This window comes from Chelatococcus sp. YT9, from assembly GCF_018398315.1.
Lineage (GTDB): Bacteria > Pseudomonadota > Alphaproteobacteria > Rhizobiales > Beijerinckiaceae > Chelatococcus.
Window position 1 is genome coordinate 3,396,193 of record NZ_JAHBRW010000001.1, and the last position, 17,543, is coordinate 3,413,735.

The window sequence follows — 17,543 nt, forward strand, 5'->3', positions numbered from 1 at the left end:
GGGGTGTCGCGCGTTCAGCGCCGGGAAACTCATGCCATGAGCACAGCGATAGACGGTTCCACGCCAACATTTCTGCCTCGTCCTGTCCACAATGCATTTTCCACCGCGAGCAAGCCTCTCAGAATTGCCCAGATCGCTCCCCTTGCCGAATGTTGTCCGCCACGTCTCTATGGCGGCACCGAGCGGATCGTGTCGTTTCTGACCGAGGAACTGGTGCGATTGGGGCACGATGTCACACTGTTCGCCAGTGGGGACTCCCGCACGAAGGCGAAGCTCGTGCCTTGCGCTGAGATGGCGCTGCGGTTGAATCCCGCGGTACGCGACCCCATCCCATATCATATGATCATGCTCGATCAGGTGCGGCGCCGGGCCGAAGAGTTCGACGTCCTTCATTTCCATGTGGATCTCCTGCATGCGCCCCTGATCAATGGTATCGCCAAACGCACGCTTACTACGCTGCATGGGCGGCTCGACCTTCCGGATCTGGAGCCTTTCTATCGGGCTTTCCCGGAGATCCCGCTTGTGTCTATTTCCGATAATCAGCGCCGGCCGATGCCTCCGGTGAATTGGGTCGGGACGGTGCCGCATGGGTTGCCTGCCGATTTGTTGCCATTCGTGTCTGAACCACAGGGCGACTATCTCGCCTTCCTGGGGCGCATATCCCCGGAAAAACGGCCCGATCGCGCTATCGCTATCGCCGCGCGCTCGGGAATGCCGCTCAAGATCGCAGCCAAGGTCGACAAAGTTGACCAGGCCTACTGGGATGAAGTGATCTCGCCGTTGATAGCATCGCATCCCAACGTGACCTTCATCGGTGAAATCAACGACGCGCAGAAGCCGGCGTTCCTGGGCAATGCCCGGGCGCTACTCTTTCCCATCGATTGGCCAGAGCCCTTCGGTCTAGTGATGATCGAGGCGATGGCTTGTGGCACGCCCGTCATTGCTTTTGGCAGCGGCTCCGTGCCGGAGGTGATTGACGATGGTGTCAGTGGGTTTATCGTGCATGATGTGGATGAGGCCGTTGAAGCGGTCAGCCGCATCGATGACCTGAGCCGACGCCGGGTTCGGGAGACCTTCATGCGCCGCTTCACGGTGGAACAAATGGCCCGTGCCTATCTGGCAATCTACCGGGATCTGGTGGAAAGCCGCTCCGGCGAGGCGGAGCGGTCCTTGCCATCCAGGGATGTCCCGTTGCAGGTGGTTGCCTGACCGTGGCAGTGCCACGAGATCCTCGTCGTGCTGCTGCATCAGCTATGCCGACGCAGGCACTGGCCTCAGGATGGATGACGACAGCGGACTGACACGATGCAGACACGGACGGCTGAGGCTGCGGCGCATGCGCCTGCGCCGCTGAATGTGGGCGATGCGCCACTTGCCCAGTTCTTCATCCCAGCGGCCGCGTCGCTCCAGGAGCGACGGCCGCGAACGTTGAAGCATGGCGATACTTTTGCCGTTTTCGATCACAATGGCGATGCGCTCGCGGGTCCGGGCAGTCCGGAAGGCATCTATCATCGCGATACGCGCCACCTGTCCCATTTCTTTCTGACTGTGGGCGGCGTCAGGCCGATGCTTTTGTCGTCGACCTTGCGTGACGACAATGCTTCGCTGACCTGCGATCTCACAAACCCGGATCTCTATGACGACACTGGCAAGCTCGTGTTGGGCCATGACCTTGTCCATATCAGGCGGTCGCGCTTTCTATGGAATGGTGCATGCTTCGAGCGTCTCTCCGTTCGCAATTTCGACGAGCGCCATCGCAAGGTGCGTATCGAGATCGCATTCGCGGCGGATTTCGCGGATATTTTCGAAGTGCGGGGGACCCGCCGCGAGAGGCGCGGCCGTGATCACGCGGCGGAGATCACACCGCATTCCGTAACGCTTGCATATACCGGCCTTGATGCCCAAAGGCGCGAGACCTGCCTCCATTTCGATCCCGCCCCCGCCGAACTCACGCCTTCGGAAGCCGTGTTCGAATTTTCGCTGGCGCCACGCGAGGCTCAGCTCGCCTTCGTCGAGATCCGTTGCGACGCCGGTGGCCGCAGGGAGCCGTCGGCCCGTCATCATGATACTCGCCGCGCCTTCTTCGTTGCCTTGCGCGATTCGCGGCGGGCTCTCAGGGCTTCATCGTCCCGAGCCGCCACGGTCGCGACTTCCAACGAGATCTGCAACGAGGCGGTGCGTCGCAGCGTCTCCGATCTCTATATGCTTGTAACCGACACGCCGGAGGGGCCCTATCCCTATGCGGGCATCCCCTGGTTCAGCACTGTATTCGGGCGTGATGCGCTGATCACGGCACTCGAGATGCTCTGGCTCGATCCTAATATCGCCCGCGGGGTGCTCTGCCATCTGGCTGCCAACCAGGCGACGCGACACGATCCCGTCGCGGATGCCGAGCCGGGCAAGATCCTGCATGAACTGCGTCAGGGCGAGATGGCAGAGCTCGGCGAGGTCCCGTTCCGGCGCTATTATGGCAGCGTTGATTCCACGCCGCTTTTCGTGATGCTCGCCGGCGCTTATTTCGAGCGAACGGGTGATCTCGGTATCATGACGAAGCTGTGGCCGCATATCGACGCGGCGCTCAAGTGGATCGAGACCGACGGTGATCGCGACGGGGACGGTTTCGTCGAATATGGTCGTCGCACCGCGGATGGGCTGATCAATCAGGGCTGGAAGGACAGCCATGATTCCGTCTTCCACGCCGATGGCACATTGGCCGCGGGGCCTATCGCGCTGGTGGAGGTGCAAGCTTATGTCTACGGCGCCTGGCAGGCTGCCGCGGGCGTCGCGCGCGCTCTGGGATACGGGCGTCGCGCGCAGGAGTTCAACGACAAGGCGCGTATGCTGCGCAAGCGGTTTGACGAGGCCTTCTTCGACGAGGAGCTCTCGACCTATGTCCTTGCGCTCGACGGGCACAAGAAGCCTTGCCGTATCCGCGCTTCCAATGCTGGCCATGCGCTGTTCACAGGCATTGCCTTTCCCGAGCGGGCACCCGTCGTCGTCGAGACCCTGATGGCGCGTTCGTCATTTTCCGGCTGGGGGGTGCGCACCATCGCTTCCACCGAGGCGCGCTACAATCCCATGAGCTACCACAATGGCTCTGTCTGGCCCCATGACAATGCGATCATCGCGGCTGGATTTGCCCGTTATGGCTTCCGCACGCAGGCTGCTCGTATTTTCGAGGGGCTCTTTTCCACCTCGCTGTACATCGATCACCGTCGACTGCCCGAATTGTTCTGCGGCTTCCCGCGTCAACGCAGCCGCGGACCCACATTCTACCCCGTGGCCTGTATTCCCCAAGCCTGGGCCGCAGCCGCGCCTTTGTCGCTGATCCAGTCCTGTCTCGGGCTCGGCTTCAACATGGCCGAGCGCGAGACGGTCTTTAATGAGCCAGCGTTGCCTGACTTTCTCGACGAGGTCACGTTGCGCCGGCTGGCGGTCGGCGACGGGTCCGTAGATGTCGCCTTGCGCCGGGCCGGCCATCAGGTGGTGGTCAATGTGCTCTCGCGGCGGGGAGACGTTCGGGTGCTGACGCGCAACTGAGAGCTCGACGTCTTTGGGCCTCCACAACGAAAGATCTGCGGCGATGGTAGCAAATCACCCCGCGTGCCCAAGATGAGCCCGCGTGAAACCGTTGCGCTCTCCGCTATACAGTCGAAATCATGACCGTTTGCGTGCAATTGCCGCAGTGATGCTACTAGTCTTCGCGAATTGACACGGAGCGATCGCTGTCCTGTGTAGAAGGCGTGGGACGCTGGCTCAATCGCCGGCACCCGGCTCGAACGCACAGGAGGAACGCCATGATCGATCGTGGGCGTATCGCAAGTGAGCGGCTGCGGACTAAGATTGCGACCGCCGAGGAGGCGGCATCGCTCATTGCCTCCGGCACGACGATTGGCATGAGCGGGTTCACCGGCGCTGGTTATCCGAAAGCTGTGCCCATGGCGCTCGCTGCCCGCATCGAGGCGGCCCATGCCGCAGGCGACCCGTTCCGCGTCCGTATCTGGACCGGGGCCTCAACCGGTCCGGAACTTGATGGCGCCTTGGCGAAGGCTGACGGCATTGAGTTTCGCTTGCCCTATAACTCCGATCCGGTCGCACGCGAGAAGATAAACCGCGGCGAGATGGATTATTTTGACATGCATCTGAGCCAGGTCGCGCCCATGGCCTGGCAAGGTTTCCTCGGGCCGCTCGACACCGCCGTCATCGAAGTCGCGGGTATTCGCGCCGATGGCAGCCTTATTCCCTCGTCGTCGGTTGGTAACAACAAGACCTGGATCGAGCAGGCGAGCCAAGTGATCCTTGAGGTCAACAGTTGGCAGAATGCCGCGCTTGAGGGCATGCACGACATTTACTATGGAACTGCCTTGCCTCCGAACCGGGTGCCCATTCCGCTCGTGAGGCCGGATGATCGCATCGGTGAGACGATCCTGCGCTGCAACCCGGACAAGATCGTCGCGATCGTGGAGACTGATGCGCCCGACCGCAACCTGCCATTCTCACCGCCCGACGAAGCCGCACGTGCGATCGCCGGCCACCTCCTGGAGTTCCTCAAGCACGAGGTCGCCCGGGGCCGTCTGCCGCCGTCGCTGCTGCCCCTGCAATCGGGCGTTGGCAATATCGCCAATGCGGTGCTCGCGGGCCTGCTCGACAGCCCTTTCGAGAATATGACGGCCTATACAGAAGTCATTCAGGACGGGATGCTTGATCTCCTTGCCGCGGGCAAGCTGAGGATGGCTTCCGCTACGAGCTTTTCGCTTAGTCCCGAGGCAGCCGCTGCGCTTAATGCGGACATGGATCGCTTCCGAAATAGCATTATCCTGCGCCCCCAGGAGATCAGCAATCACCCGGAGCTCATCCGTCGGCTCGGCTGCATCGCCATGAACGGCCTGATCGAGGCTGACATCTACGGCAATGTCAATTCGACCCACGTGATGGGTTCTCGCATCCAGAACGGCATCGGCGGTTCGGGGGACTTCGCCCGCAATGCTTATGTCTCGATCTTCGTGACGCCATCGACTGCAAAGAAGGGGCAGATCTCGGCGATCGTGCCCATGGCGAGCCATGTCGACCACATCAACCAGGATGTGCAGGTCATCGTGACGGAGCAGGGGCTCGCGGACCTGCGCGGCCTCTCGCCCAAACAGCGCGCCAAGGTGATCATCGAGAACTGCGCCCACCCGGATTTTCGCCCGGCGCTCGCGGACTACTTCCGGCGCGCGCGCGAGCACTCCTATGGCCAGCAGTCGCCCTGCCTCCCGGGAGAAGCCCTGTCCTGGCATCAACGCTTCATCGAGACGGGCACGATGCGGTTTTGAGGAGGCCTCGCCGGGCCCGGGGTTCGCCGTGGCTTACCCCACCCCTTCCCCCTCCCCGCATGGGGGAGGCGGAAGGGGTGGGGGCGAACACTCACCACAGGACAGGCAAATAAAAAGGCCCGGGCGAGCCGGGCCTTCGCATGCGCCTGGCGGGAGCCGCTCATATCTCCTTCAGGATCTCGCGCTTGCCGGCGTGGTTCGCCGGCCCTACGATGCCCTCGTTCTCCATGCGCTCCATGATTGAGGCGGCGCGGTTGTAGCCGATCTGCAGACGGCGCTGGATATAGGAGGTCGAGGCCTTCTTGTCCCTCAGCACGATCATGACGGCCTGGTCGTAGAGGTCGCCGCCCTCCTCGCCGAACGAACCCATGCCGGTTTTGTCGAAGACCGCGCCGTCCTCGCCGTCGCCGGCTGCCTCGGGCGCGGGCTGCTCGTCGTCGTCGCTCGTCGTCACGGCATCGAGATAGTCGGGCCGGCCCTGCAGCTTGAGGTGATCGACGACCTTCTCGACCTCGCGGTCGGAGACGAAGGGGCCGTGCACGCGGGTGAGGCGGCCGCCGCCGGCCATATAGAGCATGTCGCCCTGGCCGAGGAGCTGTTCGGCCCCCTGTTCTCCCAGGATGGTGCGGCTGTCGATCTTCGATGTCACCTGGAAGGAGATGCGGGTCGGGAAGTTGGCCTTGATCGTGCCGGTGATGACATCGACCGACGGGCGCTGCGTTGCCATGATCAGGTGGATGCCGGCGGCGCGCGCCATCTGGGCGAGGCGCTGGATGGCGCCTTCGATGTCCTTGCCCGCGACCATCATCAGGTCGGCCATCTCATCGACCACCACCACGATATAGGGCAGGGGGGTCATGTCGATGGGCTCGCCGTCGCTGTCGAGGAAGTCGTCCTGGGTGCCCTGGGCGCGCGCCTCGACGGCGCGGGCGTTGAAGCCGTCGATGTTGCGCACACCGAGCTTCGACATCTTCTTGTAGCGGTCCTCCATCTCGCGCACCGCCCATTTCAGGGCGACGACCGCCTTGCGCGGGTCGGTCACGACAGGCGTCAGGAGATGCGGGATGCCCTCGTAGATGGAGAGTTCCAGCATCTTCGGATCGATCATGATGAGCCGGCAGGCTTCCGGAGAATGCCGGTAGAGCAGGCTCAGGATCATGGTGTTGATGGCGACCGACTTGCCCGAGCCGGTGGTGCCGGCGACGAGGAGGTGCGGCATGCGCGCGAGATCGACGATGATCGGCTCGCCGCCGATGGTCTTGCCGAGGCACAGGCCGAGCTTCATCTGCGCCGTCTCGAAATCACGGCTCGACAGAAGCTCCCTCAGCCACACGGTCTCGCGCGTCTTGTTCGGCAGCTCGATGCCGATGACGTTGCGGCCCGGCACCACGGCGACGCGGGCCGAGATCGCGCTCATGGAACGGGCGATGTCGTCGGCGAGCCCGATGACGCGGGAGGACTTGGTGCCGGGCGCGGGCTCCAGCTCGTAGAGCGTCACCACCGGGCCGGGGTTGGCGTCGATGATTTCGCCGCGGATGCCGAAGTCATGCAGGATCTGCTGTAGGCCAACCGAGTTCTTCTCGAGCAGTTCTTCCGAATGCTCGAGATTGGGCTCGCTCGCCGATGGTTCCGTGAGCAACTCGAGCGAAGGCAGCTCGAAGCCGGCGCCGAGAAGGCGCGGCGCCGGGCTCGGTTCCGGCGCCTGCTCGGTTTCAGCCGCGGAGACGGAAACTTCGGCTTTCGTCTCGGTTGGCGCCCTGCCGGTCATGGACATGGCGGAGGCCGCGTCCTCGGCAGCCTCGGTGACAACAGGCTCGACGACGCTCTCTTCGTCTGCCGTCGCCACGGGTGCAACGTCCGTCGCCGTATCCGTGCCTGGTTCCAGAGCAGGTCCCATGGCGGGCGGCAGCCATCCGAAGGACACGTGGACCGAGACGGAGGGTGTCAGCGGAGCTGGGGCTGCAGCGACGGGGGCTGTTGGCATTTCAGTTGGCTGCTGCCGCACCGCCTTTTGACGAGCGATCAGCGGCGGCGGACGGTGTGCGGGCGCCTCGCTAGAACCGGGCAACGGTTCGGCCGGCACGGGCGCGCTGTCGGCGGCGAGAGCCGCCGGGGGCTCGGCGCGCTGCCTAGCCGCCGGATCATTGTCCTGCAGTGCATCCCCGCGTGGCAGGGACGTGAGGCCGATCTGGATGATTTCGGCGAGACTCTGCAGCCGCGAGACACGGCCGGGCGCAACCGAGGCATCGGTCTCCTCGCCATCGTCCACAATGACCTGGAAGGGATCTGCGTCCGGCCATTCCTGTTCGGACATGTCCCAGACGCCATCTGGCCAAGGCCCGCCGGCATCTTCTGCAACCCCGCCGCTTTGGAAGTCTCCGGTCTGCGGCTTCTCGTCCATTCCATCAGCCTCATAGGCTTCATGAGCGGCGGTAAAGTTGGAGACAGGTGACGAAAGATCCGCGATAGGGGGCGTCTGCTGCGCGGGTTGTTCCGACGCGGGCGGTGCGCTCGCACTCAGCTGCCGTGGCGCCTCTCGCCAGACATATTGCTTGTCCGCGGTCGGGGCGGCCGGGCTTGACACGGCATGGGGCGGCATCAACGACGGTGGAGGAAGCGTCGTTGGCGGCAGCCGCGTTTCCATGGCGGCACGGTCTTCCCGGTAGAGCGCGTCGGCGATGTCACTGGCTGCCGGCATGAGCCGCTCACTGTCGCTCGCATCGGCCGCCGAATCATAGTCGGTGCGCAGCAGGTAATCCGGTGTACGGGTGAAACGGGCGTTGGAGCCCATGGCGAAGAACTGCAGCCAGCTCGGTGCAGGCGGGCCATCCAGTGGATCAGGCCTGAGCCCTGCAGGTGCATAGCTTGCCCGCTCATGGGCATCCGAAGCCGTAGCTGGTCTATGCCCACGCTCCCCGCCCTTGGCGAGGTAGGAATCACCACGCGAGTTGTTCAGTTTCGGAGGCTGTGCCGGAGATTGCATGTGCCGTCGACTACCCTGTTACGCCTACGCTCAACGCTCTGAGCGGTGACCTTGGCAGGGAATATGAATTACATCCTTAACGAAGGATGGGTTTGTCGCGCTATTCTGTGCGTACATGCACCGCATCGTACTCTCGCAGGCTTCCAGCGCCTGCCTGTGTGCCGGCGCCGCAAGTCTCGGAAAGGGGAAAACGGACATGCTCGTGGATCTGAACGCCGATATGGGCGAGGGCTTCGGTCCTTGGAGCATGGGGGATGATTCGGCGATGCTCGACATCATCACGTCGGCCAACCTCGCTTGCGGTTTCCATGCGGGGGACCCGCTTATTATGGCGAATGTTGCACGTGAGGCACAGGCCAAGGGCGTCTCCATCGGTGCCCACCCCGGATTCAACGACCTCTGGGGCTTCGGCCGACGGGCGATAAGGGGTGATCGCCCGTCCGACACGGCGATGATGGTCGCTTATCAGGTCGGCGCCTTCCAGGCCGTGGCAGCACTCGTGGGCCATAAGGTGACCCACGTGAAGCTCCACGGCGCGCTTTCCAATATCGCGGCCGAGGACGACGAGCTCGCACGCGCCCTGGCTGCCGCAATCCGCGCGGTCGATCGGGATCTGGTCTTCCTCGTCATGCCTGGCACGGCTCTGGAACGGGCGGGAGAAGCTGTTGGCCTGCCGCTGGCGAGAGAAATTTTTGCCGACCGGACCTACGACGACAGTTTCAATCTCACCAGCCGCAAGGTCGCTGGGGCGGTCCTGCACCAGCCTGAGGCGATCGTCGCTCATGTCATGCGCATGGTGGAGGAGGGAGCCATCATCACCACCTCGGGCAAGCGCCTGAAGGTGGGGATCGATTCCATCTGCGTGCATGGTGACAATCCCCAGGCCGTTGCAGCGGCCGCCGCGGTGCGTGCCGCGTTGACGAAGGCTGGCATCGCGGTGAGGCCCTTCGCGTCCGGCGAAACTCGCTGAGACGTCAACCGACTCTGCCAAAAAATTGCCGCTGCCCCCATCCTGGTCATGGCCGTCGGGCGGGTATCACTTTAGAGTGGTTCAACCGGACCGCTGCGAAGCCGTGCTTTTCAGGAGGTAAGGGATAATCAAAACGGAATGCGGTGAGGACACGGATATGGCCCGCGGGCTGCGCAAGGGTTTGACCAGCTACGGCGACGACGGATTTTCGCTGTTTCTCCGCAAAGCCTTCATCAAGGCCATGGGCTATTCCGACGATGCCCTCGATCGCCCGATCGTCGGTATCACCAATACCTATAGCGACTATAACCCGTGCCACGGCAACGTGCCGCAACTGGTTGAGGCCGTGAAGCGCGGCGTCATGCTGGCGGGTGCCATGCCGATGGTGTTCCCGACCATCTCCATCCACGAGAGCTTCGCGCATCCAACATCCATGTTCCTGCGCAATCTTATGGCGATGGACACCGAGGAGATGATCCGCGCTCAGCCCATGGACGCCGTCGTGGTCATAGGAGGCTGCGACAAGACGCTGCCCGCGCAGATCATGGCGGCGGCCAGCGTCAATCTGCCGACGGTGGTCGTACCGGTGGGCCCGATGGTCGTCGGCCACCACAAGGGCGAGGTGCTCGGGGCCTGTACCGATTGCCGACGCCTGTGGAGCGCCCATCGCGCTGGCGAGATGGACGCAGCCGAGATCGAGGTGGTGAACGGACGCCTCGCGCCGTCAGTGGGCACCTGCATGGTGATGGGCACCGCCAGTACCATGGCCTGCGTAACCGAGGCCATGGGGCTCGCCTTACCGATGAGCGGCACCATTCCCGCGCCTCACGCGGAACGTGTGCGCCTCGCCGAAGCCAGCGGACGACGCGCGGCCGAAATCGCGGTGGCTGGCGGACCTAAGCCGAGCGATCTGCTGACGCCGGCCGCCTTCCGCAACGCAGCAGTCGTCCTACAGGCCATCGGCGGGTCGACTAATGGCGTCGTTCACCTCGCGGCGATCGCCAACCGAACACCGCATGCTTTCTCATTGGACGAACTCGACGAGATTGGCCGGGAAGCACCGGTTCTGGTCGATCTCAAGCCGTCGGGCCAGCATTACATGGAGCATTTCCATCATGCCGGCGGCGTCCCCAAGCTCCTCGCCAATCTCGGCGATCTCATCGATCTCGACGCCGCGACGGTCGCGGGTGGCACATTGCGCGACGTCGTGGCCGCGGCGGAGGACGTGCCCGGCCAGGATGTCATCCGGGCGCGCGACAAGCCGATCAAGGATGTCGGCTCCATGGCGGTTCTCTATGGTAATCTCGCGCCTCGTGGTGCCATCATCAAGCAGGCGGCGGCAAGCCCGGCTTTGCTGAAGCATACTGGCCGCGCCGTTGTGTTCGAGAATGTCGCCGACATGGGCGCCCGCATCGACGACCCGGACCTCGACGTCAGCGCGGACGATGTCCTCGTGCTGCGCAACACCGGCCCGAAGGGTGCCCCGGGCATGCCTGAGGCCGGCTATCTGCCAATTCCAAAGAAGCTCGGCCGCCAGGGCGTCAAGGACATGGTGCGCATCTCCGATGCGCGCATGAGCGGCACGGCCTTCGGTACCATCGTGCTGCATATCACCCCGGAATCAGCGGTCGGCGGCCCCCTGGCCCTCGTGCGAACGGGCGATCGCATCCGTCTCGACGTCGGCGCCCGGCGCATCGATCTCCTCATCGACGAGGCCGAGATGGCCGCGCGGAAGGCGGCACTCGCGGCCGAGCCGCCGCAACCCGTCCCGGAGCGGGGCTACGCCAGGCTCTACCATGACAGCGTGACCCAGGCCGACGAGGGCTGCGATTTCGACTTCATGGCACGGTCGCCAGGGAAATAAGGCTGCCTTCGTGGCTGTGGATGCGTGCCGCGGCGCGTCCCCGTCCCTTGGCCGGCAGGCGGGGGTAAGGGATGGAGGAACGCGAGATTGGATCAGCTGCCCAATGTTCAACCCTTGTAGGTCTTGACGAGCGCGTCCGTCTGCCGTGCCAGTATCCCGGCATCGATGCCGACGGCAACGAAGGTGAAGCCGGCGGCGATGACATCGCGGCAGTCAGCCTCCGAGGCCGAGAGGAAGCCAGCCGCTTTTCCGGCTGCCTTGATGCGTCGGCCGCCCTCGATGATCGCGCTCCAGATCTCCGGTTCACGCCATTTGCCGGCTTTCCCGAAATCGGCGGAAAGGTCGGCCGGACCGATGAAGAGGCCATCGACCCCATCGATCGCAGCGATGTCCTCGATGGCGTCGAGGCCCCGGCGGGTCTCGACCTGCACCAGAACGCAGATCTCGTCGGCCGCTCGCCCGAAGTAGTCGGGAACACGACCGTAACGGTTGGCGCGGCTGAGGCCGCTCAGTCCGCGTATCCCGTGCGGGGGGTAGCGGGTGGCGGCGACTGCCTGTCGCGCTTCTTCCGCCGATTGCACATAGGGAAAGAGCAGCGTGCGCGCACCCAGATCGAGCAGACGTTTCACCAGGACCGGCTCGTTCCACGGCACCCGGACGATCGGTTCAGCGACACCGCCTTCCGCGGCGCGCAAATGATGGCCGATATCCGGCAGCTCGTTCGGCGAATGCTCCATGTCAATGAGCAGCCAATCGAAGCCTGCACCGGCAGCGATCTCCGTCGACGTCGGGCTTGCCGTCGTCAGCCAGAAGCCGATCAACGGGTTGCCCGCCTGTAGTCTGGACTTGAAGGAATTGGCGGGGAGATCGGTTCGCATCACGCTGTCCTGTTCGTTGTGTCGTCACAGTGGCGCGCAGGATCAACCTAAAGGTCGGCCGGGGCAAGGGTCTTGCTGGACGCCTCGCCTCGGCCGTCTGGCTCGTCATGTCAGCCCGGCAGGTCTGCTAAATGTTCGTCTTCACCGGGCGATGCGGCAGGCAGTAGTCGCGGAGATGATTGGCCAGCAACAGATAGTCGCCGCGCCGGGCGGCGCCCGTACGCCAGACGAGCGCGAGGCTTCGCTTGGCGCGTGTGTTCGCATAAGGCAAAAGCTGAAGGCGCGCCCCCCGCGTCGCGCCAGCTTCCACTGCAATGTCGGGCAACAGCGTCACGCCCATGCCGAACTCGACCATTTGCACGAGAGTCATGATGCTGGCCGCGCGGACATCCTCTGCCTCGGGCAAATCGTCGAGGCCTATGGCTGCAATGACATGCTCGCGCAGACAGTGCCCGGCCTCGAGCAGCAAAAGCCGTTCGCCTCTGAGTTCTCCGAACTCCACGGTCTCGCGATTGGCAAAGGGGTGGTCGAGCGGCACCGCGAGGTGGAACAGATCGTCACCCAGTATTTCGCAGTCCAGTCCCTCGATGGCGTATGGCGTAGCGATGAGCGCGGCATCGAGGCCGCCATTGCGTAAGGCTTCGAGAAGCGAGCGGGTGAGCCCTTCGCGGACAAAGAGATGCAGCTCCGGATAGGCGTCTCGCAAGCTGGGAACGACCTTCGGCAGGATGAAGGGTGCTACTGATGGAATGACCCCCAGGCGCAATGGCGTGGTTAGCGGGCGCAACGCTCCCGCCACATGGTCCGGCAATTCTTCCACGAGGCCGATGATCGACTTGGCTCGCCTCGTAATGGCCTCACCGGCCGGCAGAAGCTGGATGGCCCTGGCGGAGCGGTCGACAAGTTCGGTGCCGAGCTCGGCTTCAAGTGCGCGTATGGCGGCGCTCAGGGTCGATTGCGTCACTCCGACCCGTTCTGCGGCGCGCGAGAAGGACATGGTTTCGGCCAGCGCCACAAGATAGTGCAACTGGCGAAAGCTGACGTTCAACACGCTTGACCCAATCACAATTCAGGTTCGCCAGCATGCTCAAGGCCGGCGTCGAGGAAACTAACACCTATCGATATTGCCGATAGTTCGCATTTGCACAATCGGTTTGATTGCGCTGCACCTAAGGGGCTATGCCAAAGCCCACAGGGAATCATGTCTAGGCATTTCGGGCCTGCGACATGAACCCGCATCAATCTTTGGCACGAGGATTCCCAACATGCTCGGTATCGGCGAAAAGCTGCCCACATTCCAGGTCACCGGCGTGAAGCCGGGGTTCAACAACCACGAGGAAGGCGGGGTTTCGGCCTTCGAGGCGATCACCGAGGCAAGCTTCCCGGGCAAGTGGAAGATCATCTTCTTCTATCCGAAGGACTTCACCTTCGTCTGCCCCACCGAGATCGCCGAGTTTGCCAGGCTTGCCGATGACTTTTCCGACCGCGACGCGGTCGTTCTCGGTGGCTCGACGGACAACGAGTTCGTCAAGCTCGCATGGCGCCGCGACCACAAGGATCTGAACAAGCTGCCGATCTGGTCCTTCGCCGATACCAACGGATCACTTGTCGACGGCCTCGGCGTGCGTTCCCCGGATGGCGTCGCCTATCGCTACACCTTCATCGTCGATCCCGACAACGTCATCCAGCACGTCTACGCGACCAATCTCAACGTCGGCCGCGCCCCCAAGGACACGCTGCGTGTACTCGACGCGCTGCAGACGGACGAACTCTGCCCCTGCAACCGCGAGGTTGGCGGCGAGACGCTGAAGGCGGCGTGATCTTCTTTCCAATGTAAAGCCATTGGCGGGCTCCCCCAAGGGCCCGCCACTTGTCTGTCCCGGCCGCGTCGCCGGTTTTTTGCGTCGAGGATGCCGATGTCGATTGATACGCTCAAGTCCCAGATCCCGGATTTCGCCAAGGATGTTCGCCTCAACCTCTCGTCCATGGGGAGCGACGAAAGCCTGACACCGGCACAGAAATACGGGCTCTTCGTTGCCTGCGGCATCGCATCGCGGAATGAGGTCGTACGCAAGGCCCTCGTCGCCGAGGCTGCGGCGCATATCGACGCGGCGACCCTGGGAGCAGCAAAGGCCGCCGCCGCGATCATGGGCATGAACAACGTCTACTATCGCTTCGTGCATCTGGCGGCGAACAAGGATTACAAGACACTTCCGGCGAAGCTGCGCATGAACGTCATCGGCAATCCGGGCGTGCCGAAGTTGGACTTCGAGCTGTGGTCGCTCGCTGTTTCGGCCATCAACGGCTGCGGCATGTGCATCGACGCCCACGAGGACGTTCTGCGCAAGGGCGGCGTGACGACGGAAGCGATCCAGACGGCTGTGCGCTTCGCCGCGATCATTCAGTCCGCGGCGATCGCGGTGGAAGCCGCCGACGTCGGCTGACGTCCTGCGAACCAGCGGCCGAGATTGTCTTTAAGCGCCGCATCCGCTTCAAGCACGAGCTTGGTGCGGCGTTCAAGAATATCGTCCGGGCTCCGTGCCCATTCATGAGCCACGAGGTAGTCGGCCTCGCGGGCATAAAGCCCGGAGCCGAAATGCTCGCCCAGATCGGCCAGAGATCGCGCGTCGCCGACCAGCGTTGCCGCCAGCGTCCCGTAGCTATGGACATAGCGGGATGCGAGATCGGCGGGCAGCCAAGCATGGCGTGCGGCGAAATCACGGGCGAAGCTCTCGATACTGACCTGGCCGAGGTCGCCCCCGGGTAGGGGGGCGGCTTTTGTCCACCCCGTGACCGGTGCGTCGAGGAACGGCGCCAGCTTTTCGAGCGCATGCTCGGCGAGCCTGCGGTAGGTCGTGAGCTTGCCGCCGAAGACCGACAGCAACGGCGCTGTTCCATCACCCCCGCCGGAGACATCAAACACGTAATCGCGCGTGACCGTCGAGGGATTGTCGGATGACGTGTTTTGAGCGGCATCGTCATAGAGCGGCCGCACGCCGGAATAGCTCCACACCACATCGTCGGGTTCTACTTGGCGTGCGAAGTAGCGACTGACCGATGCGCAGAGATAGAGGGTCTCGGCGGGTGAGATCGCCGCGACGGCGGGATCGCCGTCATAAGGCACGTCCGTGGTCCCGATAAGCGTATAAGCGTCGTGATAGGGTATGACGAAGACGATGCGCTCGTCCGGGTTCTGCAGGATATAGGCGTGGTCGCCTTCATAGAGGCGCGGCACGACGATATGGCTGCCCTGGACAAGCCTCAGATGATCCCTGGAATTGGCGTGCAGGACATGCTGGAGCACATCGGTCACCCAGGGCCCCGCCGCGTTCACCAGCGCGCGCGCCTTTATGTGCCGGGTGCGGCCATCTTCGCCCGCCAGCGTCGCGCGCCATAGCGCTCCCTCGCGCCGCGCATCGGTACAGGCGGTGCGGGTCAAGATTTCTGCGCCGCGTTGGGCTGCATCCATGGCGTTCAGCACCACGAGGCGGGAATCATCGACGGCGCAGTCCGAATAGACGAACCCTTTTGTCAGCTCCTTCTTCAGCGGTGCCCCTTCCGCGCCTTGCCGCAGGTTGACCCCACGGGAGCCTGGCAGGCGTGAGCGCTTGGCGAGGTGATCGTAGAGAAAAAGGCCGACACGGATCATCCAAGCTGGCCGTAGCGTGGCATTATGTGGCAGCACAAAACGCAACGGCCGTACGATGTGGGGCGCGATGCCGAGCAGCACTTCCCGCTCGGCCAGTGCCTCGCGCACCAGCCGGAATTCATATTGCTCGAGATAGCGCAAGCCGCCGTGGATGAGCTTGCTGGAGGCTGACGACGTTGCGGAGGCGAGGTCGTCACGTTCGCAGAGGATGACTTTCAGGCCGCGGCCGACAGCGTCCCGGGCGATGCCAACACCGTTGACGCCGCCCCCGATAACCAGCAGGTCGAAGACTTCGCCAGGCTGATCTGTTGCTTGCTGCTGGACCACCGCGTCTCCAGGCCATCATCAGTGCGTGCCGGCACGCTAGGATGCGCGCCGACGGATATCAAACGGAAAAGTGACAGCTTGGCAGAAGGTTCAATCGGCGACGACCTCGATCGGCGCGGGGAGATCGAAGAAGAGGTTGTCGCGACCGTCGCCCGTCTGCGCCATGACCACCGCGAACTGCGACGGGGCTTCGAGGGCGGTGACACTCCGGTGCCAGACGTTGCGCTTGTAGGTGATGCCTTCGCGCTTCTCGCTGATGAACGCCTTCGTCGATGCAATATCTGGCGAACCGTCGGTGGCCGTATCACAGACGATGATCAGGCAGCGTCCACCTTCTGTTGGGATGAAGCTCTGCGCCGAGAACGGATGCCGCTCAAGCCGATCGATCACCACCGGTAACGCGTTGGCCGCGTCGATGCGCAGCAGCGCCAGCGACGGCACAGGGGCGTCATCGGTGCGGTCAAATGCGCCAGGCACGGGCTGCTGCTTGGTCTCGCCCTTATGCGCGAGCACTTCTCCGTAGGGTGCAAAGGCTTCAGCGGTCAGCGGTACGGCTTTGAAACGTTGCATGGGAGCTCCAAGAGGTAAGACGCGCTCTTTTAGACCCGTCAGGCCCCCGCGAACAGAGGACGATCTGCGGCTTTTCGGATGACCGCGATGCGCGCTGCATGTGGCGCGGATCCCTCCCCTGAAGGAGAGGGATCTCGGGGAGAAGTTGTGAAGCTGCTTGACACGACTGATCCAAAGCGCCGGGGTGGTATCCAAATCGCGCGTGCTGTTCCGCCCTAGAGGACGGATGCCATGCCTCCGTCCACGAAAATCAGCTGGCCATTGACATAGCTTGATGCCGGCGCGGCGAGATAGACGACGGTGCTGATCAGCTCCTCGGGGCGTCCCCAGCGCCGGGCCGGGGTACGAGCCTTGACCCAGGCATCGAATGCCGGATTGTCGATGAGCGCCTGGTTCATGTCGGTGATCATGTAGCCCGGCCCGATGGCATTGGCCTGGATGCCGTGCTCTCCCCATTCGGCGGCCATGCCGCGCGTCAGCATCTTGATGCCGCCCTTGGCGACCGTGTAGGGGGTCACGGTGGCGCGGGCGAGTTCGCTCGTCAGGGAGCCAATATTGATGACCTTGCCGCGGCCGCGGGGGATCATGCGTTTAGCCGCCTCCCGGCCGATGATGAAGGCGCTGGTGAGGTTCGTCTCGATGACCTTCCGCCATTCGTCGCTTGCGAGCTCCACCATCGGCTTCCGCAGCTGGATGCCGGCGTTGTTGACGAGGATGTCGACGCCGACCCCTTGGGCATCCAGCTTGGCGAAGGCGGCCTTGATGGCTTCTTCGTCGGTGACGTCGAAGGGGGCTTCATGCACGGTGAAGCCTTCACTGCGCATCTCGTCAGCCGCTGTTTTGAGGCGCGCCGGGTCGACGCCGTTGAGCACAATCGCGGCGCCCGCTTCGGCGAGTCCCTGCGCCATGGCGCGGCCGAGACCGCGCGAGGAGCCGGTGACGAGGGCGGTCTGGCCGGTGAGATCGAACAGGTTCTTGGCCATGGAC

The 17,543-nt window shown here is 63.6% G+C and carries 13 protein-coding genes; 7 read left to right on the forward strand and 6 right to left on the reverse strand.

What is annotated here, in order from left to right; all coding sequences use genetic code 11:
• Positions 1-36: 36 nt before the first annotated feature.
• The 3 genes from KIO76_RS15660 (at position 37) to scpC (ending at position 5,315) form a co-directional block, all read left to right on the forward strand.
• A complete protein-coding gene (locus tag KIO76_RS15660) occupies positions 37-1,209 on the forward strand; it encodes a glycosyltransferase family 4 protein (protein WP_213324129.1) in 1,173 nt (390 codons plus the stop codon).
• Positions 1,210-1,305: 96 nt separating this feature from the next.
• Positions 1,306-3,540 carry an amylo-alpha-1,6-glucosidase gene (locus KIO76_RS15665; protein WP_213324130.1) on the forward strand — a complete coding sequence of 745 codons (2,235 nt, stop codon included), beginning with the start codon at positions 1,306-1,308 and terminating at the stop codon, positions 3,538-3,540.
• A 257-nt stretch (positions 3,541-3,797) separates the two neighbouring features.
• Positions 3,798-5,315 carry a succinyl-CoA:acetate CoA-transferase ScpC gene (gene scpC / locus KIO76_RS15670; RefSeq protein WP_213324131.1) on the forward strand — a complete coding sequence of 506 codons (1,518 nt, stop codon included), beginning with the start codon at positions 3,798-3,800 and terminating at the stop codon, positions 5,313-5,315.
• Positions 5,316-5,475: 160 nt separating this feature from the next.
• Here the strand turns inward: scpC and KIO76_RS31050 are convergent, their stop codons facing one another.
• Positions 5,476-8,298 carry a DNA translocase FtsK gene (locus KIO76_RS31050; RefSeq protein ID WP_249729614.1) on the reverse strand — a complete coding sequence of 941 codons (2,823 nt, stop codon included), beginning with the start codon at positions 8,296-8,298 and terminating at the stop codon, positions 5,476-5,478.
• Positions 8,299-8,494: 196 nt separating this feature from the next.
• Between KIO76_RS31050 and KIO76_RS15680 the strand changes: the two genes are divergently transcribed.
• Positions 8,495-9,268 carry a LamB/YcsF family protein gene (locus KIO76_RS15680; protein WP_213324132.1) on the forward strand — a complete coding sequence of 258 codons (774 nt, stop codon included), beginning with the start codon at positions 8,495-8,497 and terminating at the stop codon, positions 9,266-9,268.
• A gap of 157 nt (positions 9,269-9,425) precedes the next feature.
• Positions 9,426-11,132: an IlvD/Edd family dehydratase gene (locus KIO76_RS15685; RefSeq protein ID WP_213324133.1), complete on the forward strand. Its 1,707-nt coding sequence runs from the start codon at positions 9,426-9,428 to the stop codon at positions 11,130-11,132.
• A 107-nt stretch (positions 11,133-11,239) separates the two neighbouring features.
• On the opposite strand, the gene KIO76_RS15690 is transcribed toward KIO76_RS15685, so the two are convergent.
• A complete protein-coding gene (locus KIO76_RS15690) occupies positions 11,240-12,010 on the reverse strand; it encodes an HpcH/HpaI aldolase family protein (RefSeq protein ID WP_213324134.1) in 771 nt (256 codons plus the stop codon).
• Positions 12,011-12,137: 127 nt separating this feature from the next.
• Positions 12,138-13,061: a hydrogen peroxide-inducible genes activator gene (locus KIO76_RS15695; protein WP_213324135.1), complete on the reverse strand. Its 924-nt coding sequence runs from the start codon at positions 13,059-13,061 to the stop codon at positions 12,138-12,140.
• 214 nt (positions 13,062-13,275) lie between these two features.
• On the opposite strand from KIO76_RS15695, the gene KIO76_RS15700 reads away from it, so the two are divergent.
• A complete protein-coding gene (locus KIO76_RS15700; RefSeq protein WP_213324136.1) occupies positions 13,276-13,830 on the forward strand; it encodes a peroxiredoxin in 555 nt (184 codons plus the stop codon).
• 96 nt (positions 13,831-13,926) lie between these two features.
• Positions 13,927-14,454: an alkylhydroperoxidase, AhpD family gene (ahpD, locus tag KIO76_RS15705; RefSeq protein ID WP_213324137.1), complete on the forward strand. Its 528-nt coding sequence runs from the start codon at positions 13,927-13,929 to the stop codon at positions 14,452-14,454.
• Here ahpD and glpD read toward each other — a convergent pair.
• From glpD to KIO76_RS15720, 3 genes are all read right to left on the reverse strand, one after another.
• Positions 14,412-15,986 (reverse strand): glycerol-3-phosphate dehydrogenase, encoded by a 1,575-nt coding sequence (glpD, locus tag KIO76_RS15710; RefSeq protein ID WP_213324138.1) that lies wholly within the window; start codon positions 15,984-15,986, stop codon positions 14,412-14,414. The two genes, ahpD and glpD, sit on opposite strands and share 43 nt — an antisense overlap.
• Positions 15,987-16,076: 90 nt before the next feature.
• Positions 16,077-16,556, reverse strand: coding sequence for an ureidoglycolate lyase (locus KIO76_RS15715; RefSeq protein ID WP_213324139.1), 480 nt, complete (start codon positions 16,554-16,556; stop codon positions 16,077-16,079).
• Positions 16,557-16,771: 215 nt separating this feature from the next.
• Positions 16,772-17,539: an SDR family oxidoreductase gene (locus KIO76_RS15720; RefSeq protein WP_213324140.1), complete on the reverse strand. Its 768-nt coding sequence runs from the start codon at positions 17,537-17,539 to the stop codon at positions 16,772-16,774.
• Positions 17,540-17,543: the final 4 nt, after the last annotated feature.

Excerpts from the sequence above, each read along its gene's own strand:
- KIO76_RS15660 (WP_213324129.1), top strand. The coding sequence starts at position 37 with ATGAGCACAGCGATAGACGGTTCCACGCCAACATTTCTGCCTCGTCCT.
- KIO76_RS15715 (WP_213324139.1), bottom strand. The coding sequence starts at position 16,556 with ATGCAACGTTTCAAAGCCGTACCGCTGACCGCTGAAGCCTTTGCACCC.
- KIO76_RS15700 (WP_213324136.1), top strand. The coding sequence starts at position 13,276 with ATGCTCGGTATCGGCGAAAAGCTGCCCACATTCCAGGTCACCGGCGTG.
- ahpD (WP_213324137.1), top strand. The coding sequence starts at position 13,927 with ATGTCGATTGATACGCTCAAGTCCCAGATCCCGGATTTCGCCAAGGAT.
- KIO76_RS15720 (WP_213324140.1), bottom strand. The coding sequence starts at position 17,539 with ATGGCCAAGAACCTGTTCGATCTCACCGGCCAGACCGCCCTCGTCACC.
- scpC (WP_213324131.1), top strand. The coding sequence starts at position 3,798 with ATGATCGATCGTGGGCGTATCGCAAGTGAGCGGCTGCGGACTAAGATT.
- KIO76_RS15690 (WP_213324134.1), bottom strand. The coding sequence starts at position 12,010 with ATGCGAACCGATCTCCCCGCCAATTCCTTCAAGTCCAGACTACAGGCG.
- KIO76_RS15685 (WP_213324133.1), top strand. The coding sequence starts at position 9,426 with ATGGCCCGCGGGCTGCGCAAGGGTTTGACCAGCTACGGCGACGACGGA.
- KIO76_RS15680 (WP_213324132.1), top strand. The coding sequence starts at position 8,495 with ATGCTCGTGGATCTGAACGCCGATATGGGCGAGGGCTTCGGTCCTTGG.
- KIO76_RS31050 (WP_249729614.1), bottom strand. The coding sequence starts at position 8,298 with ATGCAATCTCCGGCACAGCCTCCGAAACTGAACAACTCGCGTGGTGAT.
- KIO76_RS15665 (WP_213324130.1), top strand. The coding sequence starts at position 1,306 with ATGCAGACACGGACGGCTGAGGCTGCGGCGCATGCGCCTGCGCCGCTG.